Source organism: Duganella aceris (assembly GCF_011090165.1).
GTDB classification, from domain to species: Bacteria; Pseudomonadota; Gammaproteobacteria; order Burkholderiales; family Burkholderiaceae_D; genus Rugamonas; species Rugamonas aceris.
On record NZ_JAADJT010000033.1, the window covers coordinates 1 to 3,811 of the forward strand.

At 49.9% G+C, this 3,811-nt stretch carries 4 protein-coding genes; all 4 read left to right on the forward strand.

What is annotated here, in order from left to right:
- Positions 1-998 precede the first annotated feature (998 nt).
- The 4 genes from GW587_RS30885 (at position 999) to GW587_RS30900 (ending at position 3,691) form a co-directional block, all read left to right on the forward strand.
- A complete protein-coding gene (locus tag GW587_RS30885) occupies positions 999-1,361 on the forward strand; it encodes a hypothetical protein (protein ID WP_166108744.1) in 363 nt (120 codons plus the stop codon).
- Between the two features lie 509 nt (positions 1,362-1,870).
- A complete protein-coding gene (locus tag GW587_RS30890; protein WP_166108745.1) occupies positions 1,871-2,377 on the forward strand; it encodes a DUF695 domain-containing protein in 507 nt (168 codons plus the stop codon).
- Positions 2,378-2,509: 132 nt separating this feature from the next.
- Positions 2,510-3,259: a hypothetical protein gene (locus GW587_RS30895; RefSeq protein WP_166108746.1), complete on the forward strand. Its 750-nt coding sequence runs from the start codon at positions 2,510-2,512 to the stop codon at positions 3,257-3,259.
- A gap of 135 nt (positions 3,260-3,394) precedes the next feature.
- The gene (locus GW587_RS30900; RefSeq protein WP_166108747.1) at positions 3,395-3,691 is read left to right on the forward strand and encodes a hypothetical protein; all 297 of its coding nucleotides are present in this window, start codon (positions 3,395-3,397) and stop codon (positions 3,689-3,691) included.
- The last annotated feature ends 120 nt before the right edge of the window (positions 3,692-3,811 follow it).

The window sequence follows — 3,811 nt, forward strand, 5'->3', positions numbered from 1 at the left end:
GGCGCTCTTCGCTTACCGTTACAACCTCGATTGTTTGCTTGTTCCTAGTCATATGCACAGTCCTATTCCTATCCGTAAGAATAGCGCATAGGCCGTGTACGGTGAATCAGGGGGCTATCTCACCTGATCCCAGCGAGCCTACGCTACCGAGATCATCTACAACGCTTCCGCGCCCAATGCGACAAAGCCGCAATCCACGGCGTACATGGACTCCGCCACCACTATGCTCAGGAGCGCTACCACCAGCTCACCGGCTGGCAAAGCCCGGCCTGCGGTGGTCCTCGCTCCTCCCAACTAACCGGAGAACAAAAGCAGCGCGATCTTTCTGCGCGCCTACTTATATCAGAAGAAATGGGACACGGCCGCGAGCAAATTACCGCAGTTTATCTGGGACGTTGATTGGAAGTAGATAGCGGGGGGACTTCCGAGATTTCGTTACTGAGTGTGCCTGTGTATTAGTGTCGACATTGCAGTAGTCGTGACAAAGCGTGAACCTTTCACTTGAGTAAGATGTTATTCTTATCATTATTGGCAGTGTTCGGCCAAAAGCAGCCTGTCACGAAGAAAACTGGATGAAATACAAATCTATACGCTCGATGGCTCACAACTGGTCGCACTCGTTTATGAGTGGGATGAATTACGTCGATGCTGGCTTTGTCTTCGAGGACGTTTATGAGATGGCAAGGGCGCGGCGCGGTGCGAAGGTAACCATCAATTGGATACCTGCAACGACAGAGGAGCTATTCAGGTTTTCTCCAAGGGTTAGAAAATGCGTGATAGCTTACCGAGCCTGCTTACACGAACATTTGAAGCGTCATCGTATTGATGTGGTTGCGCTTATTGAGTTCCGTACAGAGGTTTATGTAGCGGAGAATTTCCGGATGTATGTCTGTTCCTACGTGCTCGATGATAGGAACAAAGAACACATCGTATTTGTGCATAGTTAACGCACCAGAGGCTGCCGTCGGCCAACAGCAGTCGTTGGATTGAACAAAAATATGACCAAGAAATTCATAACTTGGCTGACTGGAGCATTGCTGGCCCCAAGTGCTGTTGCGCTAAGCCAATGCCCTGCTGCGATTAAAGATTGCGGGCCAAATCCGTTCTATATACTCGTTGCCGGATTTTCTCAGGTGTGTTCTGAAAAATTTCCGGAAAATGCTCCAAGCTACAGAGCAACGCTTTCTAAAATGGTTGCTGAGAATCCGAGGGCTTATGCAAAAATGGAGGCTGACCCTGAGTTCCAAAATAAGCTGCAGTTGCTACTACGGGAGACCGAGAAGATGCCAGTGGCGGAGTTGCGATATGTGTGTGCAGAGCATCTTCAAGATCGTGAGAAACCGGTGGCACTGAGCAAATGATAGGCCGACTTCGGCCAATACCGGACGGCCACTAATTGGGCGAATCGTTTCAAGAATCATCAGAAGGACTTTATGTCACCGTCGTTAGCAACTTGTGCTCAGTTTTTTCGCATCGGGCTTGAGCGGACCTTATCAGCTTGCTTTGGACACGAGTATGCAGTTACACGCGCAGCTTGAAACCGTAGGGGATTTAATGAGTAGGCAGGGATTAAAAGGGGCACGACAATGAAAACGATTAATTCGATAATATTTACAATAATGTTGAGTGGATGTGCCTTCGTACCAGTGTAGGAGCAGACGTTGAACAATGCCAATGGTGGAACAATCATCTGTAAACAGGTCGGTACTGGGTTGGTTCGTCATCTGTCGGCAAGTCGCGGTTCGATGAATGTGTGGCAAACGCCAAGGCTAACGGTTATCAATAATCAAGTATAGCGCAGACAAATCCGATGAATTCGCCGAATGATGCCGCTCACGGCCATAAGCTGACCTAGCGAAGAACCATATCGATGAACAACTTTGTTCCAGCGACAGATCAAGTAGAGATTTCAATTCCCGATGAAGTCGAGGAATTGTTTAATGTTAGACGCGACGGACTTCCTGAAGTCATCGCAATTAACGAGGGATTACTTAGCTTCCCCCATCATTCGATTTTTCCTTGGTACTTATGCATAACGCTAGAAGCTCAATATCTAATCGATAACGGGATGCCTTCGCCACGCGAGAGCGAGCTCCTGTTTGAGATGGTTGACGAATTAAGTCTCGTAGTGATGGGCGGAAGAACCATGAGCGGATCTGTCAATGCGCTTTTCTTGGCACGCAGTACATGGAACGGGAAGCGAGAACTGTATTACTACGTTCATGATCCTAAGGTCGTGCATGGTAAGCTGCAGCAAGCCCTGAACAGTAAAACCTGGCACCGCGAGTGGAGCTATCGGATGGAATTTGATAAAGAATGGGAGAAGGCCACCTACATCTTCCAGGTATTCCCGCAAGCAAGTGGCCTTAGTTCATAGACTCCTTGGCATTGCGATGCTCAAGGGGGCGTATTGCGGCCTACCGTACGGCAAACCAAAGGTTGACATTAAATTAATCCGTTAGCACGCTTGTGCTCTAACCTTGCACTCAGTCCAACAATAGGCTCACTTATGCAAGTTACACCAGAGCAGGGCAGCGATTGGCGCGATTGGTTGTTACTGACCAGCATTCCTTTGGTCCACATTGGAGAGAGGGAGGAAGTGTTGGCGTTCGGCTCAGGCACGATGCTCGACTTCGAGGGGCGGCGCTTTCTCGTGACGGCCGGGCATGTAGCAACGATCGACTCTAAAGGCTGGGCAATAGTAGTGCAGCAGCATTCAGATGGTCGACTGGAATTTTACAGGCCGAACGCTTTCGTCCATATTGGCGAGGGCCGACGTTCTACCTCCTCACTTCGCCTGCTTGACCTTTGTGTCGCGCAAGTCGCAGCGAATTTGGAAACATGGTACGAATTCCGCACCCCGCATGGGCTGTTCGATAAGCGGCCTCACCACGTATTTGAAGCCGCAACGCTCGCTTGTCCCGAGCAAGATCAAATTTATGGTTTCTCTGGGCGCGTTCGTACCGAGATGCACGCGCCAGGGGTATTTGCGTCAGAGATGACTGTTTTCCCCGGTCTGAGCTATCTACGAACGGAGCAAGAGGAGCACGTCTTCTCATTGCCAGTTGCCCACCCAGGACATGACGCATTTCACGGCAGCAGCGGTTCGCCCGTGTGCGACTTCTCACGGCGGCTTTTATCGATCATGGTCCGAGGGAATGCAGAAGACAGCACGGTCAGGGGCGTTGCGGTTGAACGCGTGCTGCCCGCTTTGCAATTCCTAGCTGCACAAACAACTATGCAAGTAGCGGGGAGGTGACGCCTACGTATGGCAATTGCCGATCTCCATTGGGTGCTTGCAGTAGGGTGGCAAGCGTCGTAGACGGTGGGCTGGACAGAGTACAGTCGGCCAAGAGCTGTCTTTGAATTGGAATGGTTTCAAACGGGAGAAGCAATGAATGATTTTGAAAGCTTCCCAATTGTTGGGGAAGCTGCATTTGAACTTTTGAAAAATTCTGGATTAAGAGGATTTTCTTGCGATAGACGGGAATATCCCACTCATGTCAGTATGTCCAGCGTTTGGTTATTCTTATTCGATACGCACGTATTGAAAGTAACGTCTGAGATGCATGACTTGAAAGACTGGGATGAAGTCGGAAGCATCGTAGTCGATGTCGTGCCTCTAACCGACGACCTTCCGCAGATGATAGAACTGTCTTGTAATTGGGGTGACATAGCTTCGATAGAGTGAGGTGTACTGTCAATAATGGACACGTCCGTTTCAAGCAGCCAGCGCTTTTTTTCTGAAATTCTCAGCGAACGACGCCGGCGATACATAGCCAAGGCGCGAATGGCGCCGCTGGCGGTTGTA